Here is a 16782-nt window from a genome sequence, read left to right as displayed (position 1 = left end):
AATAGAGCACTGTTGCTTTTCAAACTCTTTGTATATGGGGAAATTTTACCACTTTCCTTACAGGTATGTACTCTTTTATATGCTATTCTTAGTAGCAGGTTGTTCTGCGCCCAAATCCAACTATAGTAAGGCCTATAATGAAGAATGGAAAAAAATAATAAAATCTCAGGCATGGTACGATGCATTGGAGCCTTCAGACGCTATGGTTTCATTGGACTCTTCAGAACCTTTTCTAGATGTATCCAATACTGGATATGGGAAAACGGAGTACGTTTCAATTATAAAGTCCGATAATATTTTTAGTGAGAAATACAATTCCCTGGTAGTAAGGGCCTACCATAAAATTTTGACAGAAGCTCAAAAAGCAGATGATCGACTTCAGCAAGAATACGACCGACTCAACAGAGAAAAGCACGACCCCATCAATAGAAGCAATCGGGATTTTAAAAAGCTATTGGAACTGGTAAACAAAAAATACACCGCACATAGAGAAATGCTGGAAGGTCTAAAAGCATGGAACATTTTCAGTGAGAACAGAACAGGGGATTTGGAATCCTTCAAGGAAGAAAATAGTCAAGAAATATATAGAAGATATAAAAAAGAGGATACTGATGATAGTATGATTGCTTTTTTGGTATATCAATTAGCAGACTTATATCATTTTGAGGATTAAGGATCAAACAAATTATTCCAGATAAAATATAAAATAGGTAGATTTTTAACAAAACATATTTTATCTTAGAAAATGACCTTTAGCTATTGGGAATACAAATTATGGTTGTCCAACATAGATTTCACAATTGTTGGAAGTGGCATAGTGGGACTTAGTTGTGCTTTATCCCTTAAAAATAAGTATCCGGAAGCAAAAATTTTGGTATTGGAAAAGGGAATCCTTCCACAAGGAGCAAGTACCAAAAATGCCGGTTTTGCCTGTTTTGGGAGTATTTCTGAAATAGTATCCGATTTACAAACCCATTCTGAAGATGAAGTTTTGGGACTGGTTAAAAAAAGATGGGATGGGATACAGTTATTGCGCAAAACCTTAGGAGATGAAAACATAGATTTTCAAAACCATGGAGGGCATGAACTGTTTATGTATTATGATGAAAAACTCTACCAAGATTGTTTGGCTAAACTAAATGAAGTAAATAGCTTGCTGAAACCAATTTTTGGCGTGAAAGGATTTAGAGAGCATGGCAATTCTTTTAATTTTAGGAAAGTAAAAGAACAATACATTACCAATAGTTTGGAGTCCCAGATTGATACAGGCAAAATGATGGACTCTCTGATCAATAAGGTCTCAAACGCTGGAATTCACATCCTAAATTCCATTACAGTTAAGGAATATGTTGAGAACCCGGATAATGTTTTGGTAAAGACAAATTTGTTTGATTTTAAAACCAACAAATTATTAATTGCCACAAATGGCTTTGCGCCTCAATTGACTACAGAAGAAGTAAAACCGGCCAGGGCCCAGGTTCTCATTACAAAACCCATAAAAAATCTCCATGTCAAAGGTACTTTTCACTTGGACCAAGGGTATTATTATTTTAGGAATATTGACAATAGAATTCTTTTTGGAGGGGGTAGAAATTTGGATTTTAAAGCAGAGGAAACTTCAGATTTTGGAGAAACACATTTGGTCCAGAATACCTTAAAAAAAATGCTTCACGACATTATTTTACCCAGTACTTCTTTCGAAGTGGATTATAGTTGGAGTGGAATTATGGGGGTGGGGAAAACAAAAAATCCTATCGTAAAGCAACTTTCCAATCATGTGTACTGCGGGGTTCGATTGGGTGGAATGGGCATAGCCATAGGCAGTTTTGTGGGTAAGGAGCTGGCAGATTTGACACAAAACTAAATTATGACATACCCCTTATTATTTTGTAGATTCACAATTTAGAATAGAAACTAACCAAGAAATTTTTAAATGAAATCGTTTAGCATACAAGAAATCAATGAAATCCTGAAAGGAGAATTGATAGGCAATACCACGGAACAAATACAGGGTCCTGAAGAGTTAGGAAAGGCCTTAAACAACCACATCACCTTTATTGGAAGTCCAAAATATGTTCGTCTTTGGAAGGACTCTAAGGCATGCGCCGCCATTGTTAATGAAAAACTTAATGTTGAACCGGGGGATAACAGAGCTTTGATCAAAGTCAAAAATGCGGATTTGGCCATGGCAAAAATATTGGAGGCCTTTGACCCTGGACCTCCACAATTTGATGAGGATATTCACCCTACAGCTATTGTGCATGAATCTGCTACAATTGGAAATGGCTGTAAAATTGGTGCTGGCTGCTATGTAGGCAAAGATGTGGTTTTGGGTGATTCTGTTATTTTATATCCCCATGTCTCCATTTTTGATGAAACTACAATAGGGAATAATACCACGGTATGGTCTGGAACCGTAATTAGAGAACGTTCTGTAATTGGGAGTTACTGTATTTTTCATACCAATGTGAGCATTGGATCAGATGGTTTTGGTTACAGGCCAAGTGAAGATGGCAGGGGACTTGTAAAAATACCGCAAATAGGAAATGTTATCATAGGGAATGGGGTAGAAATAGGAGCAAATTCTTGTGTAGACCGAGCCAAATTTAGTTCTACCATAGTTGGGGATGGTTGCAAAATAGACAATTTCGTGCAAATTGCCCACAACTGTATAATGGGTCGTTCTTGTATTATGGCAGGACATAGTGGCCTTGCTGGTTCTGTCACCTTGGGGGATGGGGTTATTATTGGGGGAAGTGCATCAATTAAAGACCATACAACAATTCATTCTGGAGCTGTGGTCGGTGCAGGTTCTGGCGTTATGAAGGATGTACCTGCAGGACAAACAGTCTTGGGATATCCCGCCCAAGAATCAAGGGAAATGCTTAAACAATGGGTGGCCATGCGTAAACTTACCCAAGCATAAATGGATAACAAAAAATTAAAAGAAGAACTATTTGAGCATTGCCGGGACTTTATCAACAGTAGAATTTTTAGAATTAAATCTAATATTGATGCTACACAAGAAGCCTTGACATCAGAAACCAAAAGTAGTGCAGGAGACAAACATGAAACTGGCCGTGCTATGATTCAATTAGAGCGAGAAAAGTTAGGACAGCAGTTGGCCGAAGCAGAAAAAACAAAGCAGGTATTATCTCAGATTAAAATTAAAGACAAGGCAGAACATGTTCTCCAAGGAAGTTTGGTCTATACTACAAAGGCAAATTATTTTATTGGTATTTCTGCAGGGGAGTATAAAAATATCTATTGTATTTCGTCAATTACCCCTATAGGCAGGCTCTTACTAGGCAAATCCATTGGGGATACAGTTCGCTTTTCCGAAAACGATTTCGTAATTAAACAAATTCACTAAACAAATAGTGTTTAAGTAACACTTACGATAGCTTTGGAATGGAATATTTTCCATAATTTAATAGTTTGAAAAAAGATTAATCCAACCACTGCTTCATGGGCAAAAAAAAAGACTTACGTAGTAAGGAATGGTTTGGCAGCAATGACAAAATGGGTTTTGTTCATAGATCATGGCTTCGCAACCAAGGTTATCCAGATGATTATTTTAGAGGGAAACCGGTTATAGGAATTTGTAATACTTGGTCAGAATTGACACCTTGTAACGGACACTTGCGAGATTTTGCCGAGGTGGTGAAAAGAGGTGTTGCAGAGGCGGGAGGCTTTCCATTGGAATTCCCTGTAATGTCCTTGGGAGAGACTATAATGCGTCCTAGTACCATGTTGTTCAGGAACTTGGCAAGTATGGACACTGAAGAATCCATTAGGGCGAATCCATTGGACGGAATAGTTTTATTAACAGGTTGTGATAAAACCACACCGTCAACCATAATGGGAGCATGTAGTGTGGATTTGCCAACTATTGTAGTACCTGGAGGACCTATGCTCAATGGACGTTTTAGGGGAGGAACAATAGGATCCGGTTCTTTTAACTGGATGATTAAGGAAAAACAAAAAACAGGCGAATATTCGGAAGCAGATTTTACGGAAGCTGAGGTGTGCGCTGCACGAAGTATAGGGCACTGTAACACTATGGGAACAGCATCTACCATGGGAACCATGTCCGAAGCATTGGGGCTTACACTACCAGGATTTTCATCCATTCCGGCTGCAGATTCCCGTAAAAAGATGATGGCGCAGCTTTCAGGAAGACGCATTGTTGATATGGTAAATGAAGATTTAACCCTTTCCAAAATATTAACTAAAGAGGCTTTTGAAAATGCGATAGTTACCAACGCTGCAGTAGGTGGGTCCACAAATCTAATTATTCATTTGATTGCCATAGCAAGAAGGATTGGGATCGATTTAAAACTGGAGGATTTTGATAGTATTGGAAGTAAAATTCCTCTTTTGGTAAATCTTATGCCCTCTGGAAAATTTTTAATGGAAGATTTTTTCTATGCAGGAGGACTCCCTGTGGTGATGAAGGAGCTAGGAAAATTACTACATAATGACATTATTACCGTAAACGGAAAAACCTTTAAGGATAATTATGCCGAGGCTATCTGTTATGATAGGGAAGTAATAGCCACTATGGACAAACCCTTGCAAGAGAATGCCGGTATTGCTGTTTTAAAAGGGAATATATGTGAGAATGGAGCAGTAATTAAGCCTTCGGCGGCTACTCCAAAATTAATGAAGCATAAAGGAAAAGCAGTTGTTTTTGAAAGTATGGAAGATTACCATGAAAGAATAGACCTTCCAGACCTTGATATTGATGAAAACAGTGTAATTGTTCTTAAAGGAGTAGGACCTAAAGGTTATCCTGGAATGCCAGAAGTAGGGAATGTAGACCTTCCTGAAAAGCTTATATTAAAAGGCGTGAAAGATATGGTCCGTATTTCGGATGGCCGTATGAGCGGTACCGCCTATGGAACAGTAATCTTACATGTGTCACCAGAATCTACTGTTGGAGGTACATTTGCCTTAATTAAAAATGGTGATATAATAGAGCTGGATGTAGAAAATAGATTGCTCAATTTGGATATTTCACAGGAAGAACTGGAAAAAAGAAAAGCAGCATGGAAAGCCCCAGAACCTGTTGCTTACAGAGGATACGCAAGAATTTATATTGACCATGTGGAACAGGCGGACAAAGGAGCAGACTTGGATGTTCTGGTAGGAGGTTCGGGTTCCAAAGTAGATAGAGACCTTCATTAAAAAATAAAACCAACCAGATGAAAATTTATAAAGTAAAAAGCGGAATTTTAGTAGAACAAGGAGAAGTATTCTATTTATTAAAGAATGAAGATTGGGACAAGTTCATTAATGATGATAACCTTATTGAGACTATAGGTAGTAAGATTGGCGCATCCAATCCAATCGATAATGCACCCTATTATATTGAAAAGGAGCTTTTGGCGCCTGTTCAAAGCCAAGAGATATGGGCAAGTGGGGTTACTTATTACAACAGTAAAATGGGTAGGGAAGAAGAGTCTAAAGAAGCTGGCGGGAGTAGCTTTTATTCAAGAGTCTATGTGGCTGATAGACCGGAACTTTTCTTTAAATCCACTGCCTATAGAACTGTTGGGTCTGGTGGAAAAGTTAGAAAACGTTCAGACTCTACTTGGGATGTGCCAGAACCAGAATTGACATTGGTTATTACCTCGTCTGGAAGAATTATAGGATATACCATTGGCAATGATATGAGCTCTAGAAGTATTGAAGGTGAAAATCCATTGTACCTTCCGCAAGCAAAAACCTATGATGGTTGTGCGGCGGTGGGACCTTGTATTCTACTTACCAATGAACCACTGTCACAGTCAACACAAATAAGACTTACTATTTTACGTGGTGGCACTGCTGTGTTTGCAGACACTATTGGAATAGACCAAATAAAAAGAAAGTTTGAAGATTTGGTGAAGTATCTATACCTAGAATGTTCCTTTCCTTATGGAAGTTTGTTAATGACGGGAACTGGAATTGTACCTTCAACGGATTTTAATTTGCAAAGTGGTGATGAGATTCAGATTACCATTGATGGAATAGGGACGTTGGTAAATACAGTAGCTTAGTCCAAATTAGGCTTTTGTCTATTGACCTTTTTTTGAGCCCTTTTTTGTTTTGATTTTAAACGCTTTTCAATGGCAGATTTTGATGGTTTAGTTTTTTTGCGCTTTTTTGGAACCTTTAGAGCTGTTTTTAGTACTTCAAAAAGGCGTTTAATCACTAAATCCTTGTTTTTATGCTGACTTCGGGATTCATCACATTGCAATAAAAGCATATTTTCATTGGAAAGTTTATTGGCCAATTTAATATATAGACGTTCTTTTTCTAGATTGGTCAGCCCCAAAGAGTGTTCAACATCAAATAAAAGCTCCACCTTGGATGAAACTTTGTTCACATGTTGGCCACCGGCACCACTACTTCGAATGGCCTTGAATTTAAGTTCTTTTATAATGGTTCCCTTATCCACAAATAGCTAGTTGTTATCTTTCAGCCGCAAGTTAATGGTTTCAATGGAAACGTTTAAAAACACCTCTGTCTCTGGCTTCAAGACTTTATTGGAGTTAAAGTAAACAACATCATTTTCATTCATTTTTCCCTCAACCATATAATGACTACCCTTAAAATAAGAATGTTTTACCCAAACTTTCAATCCAGAACTATCAGAAACTTTAAACTCTTGGGGATATACCAGAATGGACTTACTTAACTCCGCATAGGGTTTAATTAGTTGGATTGGGATAAGACTGGCTTCACCAAAAAGGGAGGCTACATAGATTTCCTTGGGATTTTGATATACATTTTCAGGAGTGCCATCAGCTATGATACTATTATCTTTTAAAACAATGATTCTGTCTGCGTAGGGTAGAATATCATTGTGGTCATGTGTGGCAGTTAGGACGGTAATCCCCTGCTTTTTTAAATATGCAAAAAGATTTCTGCGCAAACTGTTTTTTCTAAAATTATCAATATGGCCAAAGGGCTCATCCAATAATAAAACCTTAGGCTCTTGTGCCAATACCCTTGCTAGCGCAACACGTTGTTGCTGTCCTCCACTCAGATTTTTTACTTTGGTATTGGCGAAAGGAGTCATTTCAATCATCTCCAATAACTCGGCCGTTCTTTTTTTAAGTTCCTCCGGTTCAAAAACAGACAAAAATTGGCTCACATTTTCAGAAACCGTAATGAAGGGCATCAAATCAAAATCTTGGGAAAGATATTTCATATAGGGCTCTCCAGGAACCAGATTGTAATTAGGGCCCATGACTTGTGTGTCCTCCCAAAAAACCTCACCCTTTTCAACATGTAAGAGGCCGTAAATTATTTTTAACAAGGTACTTTTTCCACAACCGCTTTCCCCAATAATGGAAACATGCTCACCTCTTTTTATCTTGAAAATAACATCTTTTAGGACAGGAAAATCGTCATAAGAGAAAGATGTGATGTCTACTTTTAGCATGGGTTTGGATAAATAAAGTCTGCCTCTAAGGAACCGGACTTCATAGTATTGTATGTTTAATCTTTAAATTCTTTCAAAACAGCTTTGTTGGGCAAAGCCTCATAACCCATATTATAAAGTGTAAAACCAAAAATATCCGCGTATTGTTCTATGGTCTTGCTTACAGGTGTACCAGCTCCGTGACCCGCATTGGTCTCTATTCTAATAAGCGTAGGGTTTGTCCCATGTTGTTTTTCTTGAAGCTCAGCTGCAAATTTAAAACTATGTGCGGGAACCACTCTGTCATCATGGTCACCAGTAGTAACCAGAGTGGCTGGATAAGAAACCCCTTCTTTTACATTATGTACAGGGGAATAGCCCTTTAAATACTCAAACATTTCTTTACTTTCTTCAGAGGTCCCATAATCATAGGCCCAACCCGCTCCTGCAGTAAAGGTGTGATAACGAAGCATATCCAAAACTCCTACTGCGGGTAGGGCAACTTTCATTAAATCGGGTCTTTGGGTCATGGTGGCACCTACCAACAAACCACCATTACTGCCACCTCTTATGGCCAAATAATCGGATGAGGTATAGTTGTTTTCAATAAGATACTCTGCTGCGGCTATAAAGTCATCAAAAACATTTTGCTTTTTTGTTTTTGTTCCTGCATCATGCCATTTCTTACCGTATTCGCCACCCCCTCGTAAATTGGGCACCGCGTAAACCCCACCTTGTTCCATCCAAACAGCATTTACAATACTAAAGGACGGGGTCAAACTTACATTGAATCCACCATAACCATATAGTATGGTTGGATTTTTACCATTGAGTTCCAATCCTTTTTTGTGGGTAATAATCATGGGAATTTTTGTGCCATCTTTAGAATTGTAGAATACTTGGGTAGACACATATTCTTCTGGGTTAAAATCAATTTCTGGTTTCCAGTACTGACTATATTCTCCAGTTTTTACATTGTATTTAAAAGAAGAACCGGGCGTGTTGTAATTAGTGAAGGAGAAATAGAATTCATCATTTTCTTTTTTACCTCCAAAACCACTGGCACTGCCCACTCCGGGCAATTTCACTTCTCTAATCAATTTTCCGTCATAATCGTATTGATAAACTTTGGAAATGGCATCTACCATATATTCTGCAAAGAAATAACCACCCCCTGTATTTGGAGAAAGTACATTTTCGGTTTCAGGAATAAAATCCACCCAATTGTCAGGTGTGGGATTTGATGCATCCACGGTGACAATTTTTTGGTTGGGAGCATCCATATTGGTTACTATATATAGTTTGGAGCCAACATTTTCTATGATGTAACTATCAGTTTCAGTATGGTCCAAAATAGTAATCAACTTGCTGTTGGGGTTTGACAAATCTTTAATGAAAAGCTTGTTGCCAGAGGTTGAATTTGAGGCGGTTATCATTAAATAATTTTCATCTTCTGTTACAGAGGCACCTACGTACCTATGCTTTTCTGATAACACTCCACCATAAACAAGTATATCATCCTTTTGGGGAGTGCCCAATTTGTGGTAGTAAAGTTTATGCTGGTCTGTTTTTGCCGAGAGCTCACTTCCTTTTGGCTTGTCATAGCTGGAATAATAAAAACCCTCGTTTCCTTTCCATGAAAGACCACTAAATTTAATATCTACAAGAGTGTCTTCTACTACTTCCCTGGTTTCTGCATTTAAAACAATGGCCTTTCTCCAATCACTCCCACCTTCTGAGATCAAGTAAGCGGCCAGGGAACCATCTTTAGTAAATCGCAGCCCCATTAAGGATGTGGTGCCGTCTTCTGAAAATGTGTTCGGGTCTAGGAAAACCTCTTCTTCCGACCCCTCTTTTTTTCTATATACAACATACTGGTTTTGCAGCCCATCATTTTTGTAGAAATAAGTATAACTGCCTTCTTTGAAAGGAGAGCCCAACTTTTCATAGTTCCACAATTTTTCAAGTCGATTTTTCAAGTCATTGCGAAAGGGAATTTTGTCTAAATATCCAAATGTCACTTGGTTTTGTTCTTTTACCCAAGCCTCCGTTTCGGCACTTCTATCATCTTCCAACCAACGGTATGGGTCTTTTATTTCGGTTCCAAAATAGTTGGTTGCTGTATCTGCTTTTTTAGTAGTAGGGTATGTCACAAGAATAGGTTCTTTTTTTGTTTTAGTTTGGCATGCAACAAGAATAATTGCCATTATAGGAACAAGGAGGAGCTTCTTCATTTTCACATGATTTGATCTGGGTCTAAAATAATATAATTATATGACAACAAAGAGAAACAGCAGGCTATTACTAAACCTGCTGTTTTGATGGTTAAAGAGTAGCAACAAAAGGAGCTTTTTTAACATAAACAGGACTATACACTTGAGCAATTAGAAAAGATGCTAAGTCATATGCATTTATTGTATCACTAGAACAGTCTACAAGATTGGATTCTATAGCTCCAGTTTCATCGGTTTGTATAATCATGGGAACCCTAACAACGGTCCAATTAAGATTACATTTAGAAAGAATTTCATACTCTTCCTGTCTTTGTAAAACTGCTTCTCTAAAATTAGCCTTCATCCAATTGGTTGCAGCTAATGTTTGTGGACCCTTAGCATCAAAAGGCGTGTCAACGTTAAGCCCTGTAACCATTATATAGCGGTTTAGGTTAAGCTGATGCATTGCTTTAATGATGTTTTCTGAGACATCTCTATATGTGCCAACCTCGTCTTTTGATTGCCCCAATGTGCTTATTAGAGCATCGCATCCATCTAATAAAGTGTGAATGGAATCAAAATCACGAGCATTCCCTTTTATGATTTCAATTAAAGGATTTTGTATTTGAAGTTTTTCAGGACTCCGTAGAAGCAATTTAATAGAGATGCCCTTTTTAATGAGCATTTTTACTAGGTATTGCCCAGATTTTCCTGCGCCACCTAAAACGGCAATTTTATGTATTGTTTTCATTAAAATTTCTTTAAATATTAAAAATAGACTACTTAGCTGGTTAAGTTTTAACCTGCTGTTTTCACGTTGGTGAAATAAGATTTAAATATTTAAAGAGAGATTCTAATACGGTAAATGTAGGTAATTATTAGAATAATAAGAAAACAATTAAGAACCTTTGTGACAAACACAAAGGCTCTCAATTGTTTATTAAAAAGGTTTTAGGGCTGTTTATTACACCAAATCATTCTCCACCAAAAATTCTGCAATTTGTACAGCGTTGGTGGCAGCTCCTTTTCTTAGATTATCTGAAACTATCCACATGTTTAAGGTATGTCTCTGCGTTTCATCCCTACGGATGCGGCCTACAAAAACATCATCCTTGTCATGAGCATAAATGGGCATTGGATAGGTATTTGTGTCCGGATTATCCTGAACCACAATTCCAGGGGTTTCGCTCAATAACTTTCTAACATCCGCTAAATCAAAATCATTGTAAAACTCAACATTTACAGACTCTGAATGTCCACCAGCCGTTGGAATACGGACAGCTGTAGCCGTTACAGAGAAGGTTCTGTCATCCAATATTTTTTGGGGCTCACGCGCCAATTTCATTTCTTCTTTGGTATATCCATTTTCCAGAAACACATCACAATGCGGCAAGGCATTTCTGCCAATTGGATAGGGATATGCCATTTCTCCTTGAATGCCGGCAATTTCATTTTCTAACTGCTGTACGGCTTTGACACCTGTGCCTGAAACAGATTGATAGGTAGAAATAACCACTCGCTTCATTTTATACTTATTGTGCAATGGAGCCAATGCCATAACTAACTGAATTGTAGAACAGTTGGGGTTGGCAATTATTTTGTCTTCTTTGGTCAATTCACTTGCATTAATTTCTGGAACTACTAATTTCTTGGTAGGGTCCATACGCCATGCAGATGAATTATCTATAACAGTTGTGCCTGCTTCAGCAAATTTTGGCGCCCATTTTGTAGAAGTATCCCCCCCGGCAGAAAATATTGCAATATCTGGTTTGGATGCAACCGCATCCGCTAAGCCAACTACGCTATACTCTTCTCCTTTATAGGATAATTTTTTGCCAACTGAACGCTCTGAGGCCACCAATACTAACTCTGTAATTGGAAAATTACGCTCCGCCAATACTTTTAACATAACTTCGCCAACCATACCTGTGGCTCCTACAACTGCAACTTTCATTTTATAGCAATTAAAATTTAGACGGCAAATGTACCACTAATACAGAGTTTCACAAGCAATGAGGCAAGAAATAATCAAAATATAACAAAAAGTTATAAATAAAACAACCTTATAAAGAAGAACCGCCAACTATGTATATTAAACATGGTTGACGGTTTTATTGGTTTGCTAGTAATGTAGCGGTTTATCCCAACCAATTTTGGGACAATTAAAATTTATTTTTTAAGTAAATCTCTTATTTCTCCTAAAAGATCTTCTTGACTTGGTCCAGCTGGCGCTTCTGGTTCAGCTGGCGCTTTAGTTTTGTTATAAGCTTTTACTATAAGGAACATTACCAAACCAACTATTAATAAGTTAATAATGGTATTGATCCAAGCACCATATGCAATAACGGCCCCACCTGCTTCCTTAGCTGCCGCTAGGGTTGCATATTCCTTGCCATCCATTGCAACGTGCATATCTTCAAAGTTCATTCCCCCTGCGAAATATCCAACAAATGGCATTGCAATGTTATTAACAAAGCCATTGATCACACCACCAAGTGCTGTGGCCATAATTACAGCAACTGCAAAATCAATTACATTGCCGGTCATAATAAAATTCTTAAATTCTTTTAACATTTTGTGTTTTTTTAATAGTTAATTAATGTTATAGTTAATAATTCCGCAATTTAATCAAAAAATAAACTCTTAACAAAATGTTAATTACAAAAATTTAACGACATTATATAAAAACTCGTTTTACCCTTTGGGAAATCCCTGTAAGTAATTCATAAGAAATGGTATTTCCGGCATGGGCAAAGGCTTCAGCAGAGGATTCTTTGCCAAATACAATAACTTCATCTCCTTCTGCACACTCTATACCCGTTACATCTACCATAATCATGTCCATACACACATTGCCAATTATGGGGGCTTTCTTACCATGAACTAGAACAAAAACATTATTGTTCCCATACTGTCTTCTAATGCCATCTGCATGCCCAATGGGCAGAGTAGCAGTGACTCTATAAGAATCGGAGGTAAAAGCCATATTGTATCCCACTTTTTCATTTGGCTCTATTTTATGTAGTTGAGATATTATGGTCTTTAAAGTTGCAATGGGCTGCAATTCTTTGTCAATAGCACTATCGTTGCCATAGCCATATAATCCTATGCCGCTACGGACCATGTCATATTGGGCTTCCGGATAATTAATGATTCCAGAGGTATTCAAAATATGTTTTAAAGGCTTAACATCTAATTTTTCATCAAATTCTTTAGAAATTTTACAAAAAGAGGCTATTTGTTTTTGCGTAAATTCTTTTTCATAGGCATCTTCAGAGGCTGCTAAATGTGAAAAGATGGACACAATTTTTACATTATTATTTAAGTGTTGAACTATATAATCAATATCATTTTCCCAAAAACCCAGTCGATTTAGACCGGTATTAAATTTTATATGAACAGGATAGTCTTTTAGATTCTGTTCTTTTGCAATTCCTAAAAACTTTTTTAAGATTTTTGGAGAATATAAGCTGGGTTCCAGTTTATATTCAATAAGGGTTTTGAAGTTCACAGGTTGTGGATGTAGTACCAAAATGGGTGTCTTAATTCCGACTTCCCTTAATGCGACACCTTCCTTAACATAGGCAACGGCAAAGTAATCTACACCTAAGGTGTCTAATTTTATTGCTATTTCCACGGCATCACTACCATAGGCAAAAGCCTTTACCACTGCCAAAAACTTGGTTTTTGGGTTTAGTTTGGATTTTAAATAGCGATAATTGTGTTCTAATGCTTTTAGGTCGATTTCAAGAACAGTTTCCGTAGCTTTAGGCATTGCTGTTTTTTTTCTTTTGAGAAATTTCTTCCACATCTACATCCATATCCTTTATTTTTTCTTTCAACATGGCCTTGTAAAAAGCAGCCCGACTAAGGGGTTCATATTCTTCGGTTTCTCCCAACATTACCAACTTGTCATTGTTGGATTTTCTAAAACTATAATTGGCAAGGTTGCCCGTTCTTGTACAAACAGCATGCACTTTGGTGACATATTCGGCGGTGGCCATTAATGCGGGCATGGGACCAAAAGGATTGCCTTTAAAATCCATGTCCAATCCCGCTACGATTACTCGGACTCCTTTATTGGCCAAATCATTGCAGACAGAGATAATCTCGTCATCAAAAAATTGTGCTTCGTCAATAGCCACCACATCGCATCCATCTGCTAAAATCCTAATATTGGCTGCAGCGGGAACGGGTGTGGAACGTATTTCATTGTCATCGTGGGAGACCACCATTTCCTCATGGTATCTAGTGTCTACCATAGGTTTAAATATCTCAACTTTTTGTTTGGCAAACTTTGCACGTTTCAATCTACGGATAAGTTCCTCGGTCTTGCCAGAGAACATGGAACCACAAATAACTTCTATCCAGCCAAATTGTTCTTTATGATTAACAGTATTTTCGAGAAACATTTTGTAATTTTAGTAGACGAAAACATTGCTATTTCCGTTTTATATAAGAAGCTATAAAATTATTAAAAAAGAAGCACCTTTAAAGAATAAGGGAAAATAAAAAAGAATGAAAAGAAAATTGAAAGAGGAATTGGTGAAAATGTCCACCGATATTATCACCTCAAGGAACTTAAAGGAAATCCCAGAATTATATGAGGCTGCCAAGGGTCTTTATGAGAAATTGGCTGTGCTTAAGTTTATAGATGAAAAACTAAATGATATAGAAATTGATGTATCCAACAATGTGGTGGCCAGTAAGTTTGAGAAAATGGCAAATGCCGTTATGAACGAAAACACATCTGTTCCGGAAAACAATCCACATGATGAGGATATAATGGTCCCAGGGATGGATACCATAAAGCACATGGTGTCAGAAATGCCCAATGATTCTGAATCCAAGGATGCTATTGCAGATTTTTTGGCGACTCCCAATTTAATGAAAAATGACAAGGAGCTTTTTATGCCAGAAGCCAAGACAGAACAAAAAGTAGTATCCAAACCAAAATCTTTGAACGATAGATTAATTAAAGATATGCAGGTGGGATTAAATGATAAGTTGGCATTCATTAAACATTTGTTCAATGATAGTACAGAAGATTATAACAGGGTACTGTCCCAATTAAATACAATTGACACCGAAGAACGTTCTATTTCTTTTATTAATAATCTAGTAAAGCCAGAATATGATAATTGGGCTGGAAAGGAAGAAGTAGAAGATCGCTTTATAGCCTTGATTACAAGAAAGTTTAGCTGAAATATTCAAAAGACATGAAAATATAGACCGAAAGTTGATGTGTCAGCTTTCGGTTCCTTATTTTTAATATTTACTTAGTTGTATGGGAAAATTATATTTGGTGCCTACACCCATTGGAAATTTAGAGGACATTACTTTTAGGGCCATAAGGGTTTTAAAGGAAGTGGATTTAATATTGGCTGAAGACACTAGAACAAGTGCAAAATTATTACAGCATTACGGCATAGAGACACATATGCACTCCCATCATATGCATAATGAGCATAAAACGGTGGATAACATTGTAAAGAGAATTTTGTCTGGAGAACAAATTGCTTTAATTTCCGACGCAGGCACACCTGCGATCTCCGATCCTGGATTTTTATTGACACGTGCTTGTTTGGAAAACAATATTGATGTGGAGTGTTTGCCTGGAGCAACTGCCTTTGTCCCTGCTTTGGTGAATAGTGGCCTCCCAAATGATAAATTTGTCTTTGAGGGTTTTTTACCAGTTAAGAAGGGAAGACAAACTCGGTTGAAGTTCTTGGCAGAAGAGCCAAGAACAATTATTATTTATGAATCTCCGCACAAGTTGTTAAAAACCTTGACTCAATTTGTGGAATATTTTGGGGAGGACAGGCCTGTTTCAGTATCTAGGGAACTTACCAAGCTTTATGAAGAAACTGTACGCGGAACTGCTGCTGAAGTTTTGGAATACTATACCAAAAACCCTCCAAAAGGAGAGATTGTCATTGTGGTTGGGGGGAAGAAATAGTTTCATCTGTTTTTTATTAAAATATTGAAAATGAGATTTATGGATGGAACTAAACCTGTTATTAAACGTAGGAAAACCTAATGTTTTATTGTAAAAAAGCAACAATTCTGGTAAAGGGAGGAGTGGTAAATTAAAAAAACTAAATATGCTTGCCCTTCTCCCAGCCATGTTTCCCTAAATACTGTTTCCCACTTTCCACTGCTCCATTTTCAATGGAGGTTCCCATGGAATCGTTCCAACGGTTTAGATAGCCAAAAAGGGAGATTACCCCTAGCATTTCTACAATTTCGCCTTCGTTCCAATGTTCATAAAGTCTGGATTTAATGTTTTCATCCACCGCATTGGGAATTTGTGAAGCTGCCAAAGAGAAATCGAGTGCGGCACGTTCCGCTTCTGAAAAAGCAGGGTGTGTCCTATATTCCCAAATATTATCCAGTTGCTCCTGCTCTGCTCCGTAGCGTTCTGCGGCACGTATGGCATGCGCTTGGCAATAACGGCACCCTGTGGCATTGCTGCTTACCCAGGCAATCATTCTTTTTAAAGCGGAGGTTACCCTGCCCTCATTGGCCATAACGGCCATATTTAAATTAATAAAAGCCTTGGAGATAGCTGGTCTATATTGCATAGTAAGCACTGAATTGGGACAAAAACCCAGGGTTTCATTAAAGAATTCAGCCAGTTGTTTTGTTTTGGAATCATGGTCGGGGTCTAGTGGTTGTACCAATGGCATAGTGCTGTCTTTTTATTGTATTTTTACGCCCTACAAGAAACAAAAAAAAGAGACTATGACAAATCATATTACCACCAAATGGTTGGGTGGGATGGCTTTTGAAAGCACCAATACCTCTGGGAATACATTTAAAATTGAGGATAAGGAGGAAAGTGACGGTCTAAGACCAAAATCTTTGATGCTTTCTGCATTGGCTGGATGTTCTGGGCTGGATGTTGCCTCATTGATAAAAAAAATGAAATTGGAAGTGGATACTTTTAAGATAGACACAATTGCCAATATGACAGAGGAACACCCCAAACATTATGATGCGGTAGTGGTGGAATACCATTTTTATGGAAGTAATTTAAATGAGGAGCGTTTACAAAGAGCCGTGAACCTATCAGTGGATAAATATTGTGGTGTTTTTGAAATGTTTCGTCAGTTCGCCAAAATGGAAACTAAAGTGATTTTTCACCATAAGTAA

At 37.6% G+C, this 16782-nt stretch carries 18 protein-coding genes; 9 read left to right on the top strand and 9 right to left on the bottom strand.

The window, feature by feature from the left end; translation table 11 throughout:
* The first annotated feature begins 34 nt into the window (after positions 1–34).
* From GGR42_RS09315 to GGR42_RS09290, 6 genes are all read left to right on the top strand, one after another.
* A complete protein-coding gene (locus GGR42_RS09315; RefSeq protein ID WP_167963164.1) occupies positions 35–673 on the top strand; it encodes a hypothetical protein in 639 nt (212 codons plus the stop codon).
* 72 nt (positions 674–745) lie between these two features.
* Positions 746–1864 (top strand): NAD(P)/FAD-dependent oxidoreductase, encoded by a 1119-nt coding sequence (locus GGR42_RS09310; protein WP_167963162.1) that lies wholly within the window; start codon positions 746–748, stop codon positions 1862–1864.
* A 69-nt stretch (positions 1865–1933) separates the two neighbouring features.
* Positions 1934–2926: a UDP-3-O-(3-hydroxymyristoyl)glucosamine N-acyltransferase gene (gene lpxD, locus GGR42_RS09305; protein WP_167963160.1), complete on the top strand. Its 993-nt coding sequence runs from the start codon at positions 1934–1936 to the stop codon at positions 2924–2926.
* On the top strand, positions 2927–3373 hold the full coding sequence (locus tag GGR42_RS09300) for a GreA/GreB family elongation factor (RefSeq protein ID WP_167963158.1): 447 nt from the start codon (positions 2927–2929) through the stop codon (positions 3371–3373).
* 95 nt (positions 3374–3468) lie between these two features.
* Positions 3469–5190 carry an IlvD/Edd family dehydratase gene (locus GGR42_RS09295; protein ID WP_167963156.1) on the top strand — a complete coding sequence of 574 codons (1722 nt, stop codon included), beginning with the start codon at positions 3469–3471 and terminating at the stop codon, positions 5188–5190.
* Positions 5191–5207: 17 nt separating this feature from the next.
* Positions 5208–6044: a fumarylacetoacetate hydrolase family protein gene (locus tag GGR42_RS09290; RefSeq protein ID WP_167963154.1), complete on the top strand. Its 837-nt coding sequence runs from the start codon at positions 5208–5210 to the stop codon at positions 6042–6044.
* Here GGR42_RS09290 and arfB read toward each other — a convergent pair.
* From arfB to GGR42_RS09250, 8 genes are all read right to left on the bottom strand, one after another.
* Positions 6041–6445 (bottom strand): alternative ribosome rescue aminoacyl-tRNA hydrolase ArfB, encoded by a 405-nt coding sequence (arfB, locus tag GGR42_RS09285; RefSeq protein WP_167963152.1) that lies wholly within the window; start codon positions 6443–6445, stop codon positions 6041–6043. The genes GGR42_RS09290 and arfB overlap by 4 nt on opposite strands.
* Before the next feature lie 6 nt (positions 6446–6451).
* Positions 6452–7435: an ABC transporter ATP-binding protein gene (locus tag GGR42_RS09280; protein WP_167963150.1), complete on the bottom strand. Its 984-nt coding sequence runs from the start codon at positions 7433–7435 to the stop codon at positions 6452–6454.
* 56 nt (positions 7436–7491) lie between these two features.
* Positions 7492–9648: a prolyl oligopeptidase family serine peptidase gene (locus GGR42_RS09275; RefSeq protein ID WP_167963148.1), complete on the bottom strand. Its 2157-nt coding sequence runs from the start codon at positions 9646–9648 to the stop codon at positions 7492–7494.
* 91 nt (positions 9649–9739) lie between these two features.
* Positions 9740–10378, bottom strand: coding sequence for an NAD(P)-dependent oxidoreductase (locus tag GGR42_RS09270; RefSeq protein ID WP_167963146.1), 639 nt, complete (start codon positions 10376–10378; stop codon positions 9740–9742).
* A gap of 213 nt (positions 10379–10591) precedes the next feature.
* A complete protein-coding gene (locus tag GGR42_RS09265) occupies positions 10592–11581 on the bottom strand; it encodes an aspartate-semialdehyde dehydrogenase (RefSeq protein ID WP_167963144.1) in 990 nt (329 codons plus the stop codon).
* A 215-nt stretch (positions 11582–11796) separates the two neighbouring features.
* A complete protein-coding gene (gene mscL / locus GGR42_RS09260; RefSeq protein WP_167963135.1) occupies positions 11797–12201 on the bottom strand; it encodes a large conductance mechanosensitive channel protein MscL in 405 nt (134 codons plus the stop codon).
* 103 nt (positions 12202–12304) lie between these two features.
* Positions 12305–13402 carry an alanine racemase gene (gene alr / locus GGR42_RS09255; RefSeq protein WP_167963133.1) on the bottom strand — a complete coding sequence of 366 codons (1098 nt, stop codon included), beginning with the start codon at positions 13400–13402 and terminating at the stop codon, positions 12305–12307.
* Positions 13395–14039, bottom strand: a complete 645-nt coding sequence (locus GGR42_RS09250; protein WP_167963131.1) for a thymidine kinase — start codon at positions 14037–14039, stop codon at positions 13395–13397. Before GGR42_RS09250 ends, alr begins: the two co-directional genes overlap by 8 nt.
* A gap of 106 nt (positions 14040–14145) precedes the next feature.
* On the opposite strand from GGR42_RS09250, the gene GGR42_RS09245 reads away from it, so the two are divergent.
* Entirely contained in the window at positions 14146–14832 is a 687-nt protein-coding gene (locus GGR42_RS09245) for a hypothetical protein (RefSeq protein ID WP_167963129.1), read from the top strand.
* An 82-nt stretch (positions 14833–14914) separates the two neighbouring features.
* A complete protein-coding gene (gene rsmI / locus GGR42_RS09240) occupies positions 14915–15586 on the top strand; it encodes a 16S rRNA (cytidine(1402)-2'-O)-methyltransferase (RefSeq protein WP_167963127.1) in 672 nt (223 codons plus the stop codon).
* Positions 15587–15725: 139 nt separating this feature from the next.
* On the opposite strand, the gene GGR42_RS09235 is transcribed toward rsmI, so the two are convergent.
* The gene (locus tag GGR42_RS09235) at positions 15726–16316 is read right to left on the bottom strand and encodes a carboxymuconolactone decarboxylase family protein (protein WP_167963115.1); all 591 of its coding nucleotides are present in this window, start codon (positions 16314–16316) and stop codon (positions 15726–15728) included.
* A gap of 55 nt (positions 16317–16371) precedes the next feature.
* Between GGR42_RS09235 and GGR42_RS09230 the strand changes: the two genes are divergently transcribed.
* The gene (locus tag GGR42_RS09230) at positions 16372–16782 is read left to right on the top strand and encodes an OsmC family protein (RefSeq protein WP_167963113.1); all 411 of its coding nucleotides are present in this window, start codon (positions 16372–16374) and stop codon (positions 16780–16782) included.

It is taken from the genome of Saonia flava (genome assembly GCF_011927795.1).
GTDB lineage: Bacteria > Bacteroidota > Bacteroidia > Flavobacteriales > Flavobacteriaceae > Saonia > Saonia flava.
Note: the sequence above shows the minus strand (reverse complement) of the source record. Positions and strands in the feature narration are given on the sequence as shown.